This window comes from Bifidobacterium sp. UTBIF-68 (assembly GCF_006408855.1).
Taxonomy (GTDB): Bacteria; Actinomycetota; Actinomycetes; order Actinomycetales; family Bifidobacteriaceae; genus Bifidobacterium; species Bifidobacterium reuteri.
In genome coordinates this window covers 1-522 of sequence record NZ_JFAN01000067.1, presented here as the reverse complement: position 1 = coordinate 522, position 522 = coordinate 1, and the positions used below count along the sequence as shown (strand labels likewise).

1 protein-coding gene is annotated in these 522 nt (G+C 66.9%); it reads left to right on the top strand.

Annotated features, from left to right (window positions below; translation table 11 throughout):
* Positions 1-140: 140 nt before the first annotated feature.
* Positions 141-522, top strand: a 382-nt coding sequence (locus BW14_RS11800; RefSeq protein ID WP_140490795.1) for a transposase family protein, incomplete at its 3' end; no start/stop codon positions are given.

The window sequence follows — 522 nt, the reverse complement described above, 5'->3', positions numbered from 1 at the left end:
GAGCCTTCGCCAGTTTGTGTGGTGGGGTGTTGAGCCTCGGCGTTGTGGCCGGGGCTTTTGTGTATGCGGGTATGGAAGGGGCGTTCGCCTGTTAGGTTTGTTTCCGCCAAGAAATAGAACCGAAGAACAGAGGAACGCCTGTGCCCACCATATCAGCCGGCGCGCTCAAGCGCATGCTGCATCTGCCCGCCAACGTCGTGATCGGCACGCCCCGCATCGAACGGGATCGCACCGGCCGTGAGACCGTCGTCGTCCCGGTCCGCCCGTATGCGAGGGACACGGGCCGGTGCGCCGAATGCGGCGGGCATGGCCGGCCGTATGACCGTCTGCCCACGCGACGATGGCGGCATCTCGACATCGGCTGCGCGAGGCTTTTCCTGGAGTACGCGCCTCGGCGCGTGGCCTGCGCCGGGCATGGCGTGACGGTCGCGATGGTGCCGTGGGCGAGACGCAAGAGCGCGTACACGTATGACTTCGAGCAACAGGTCGCGTGGCTGAGCGTGCACGCGCCGCGCAGCGCCG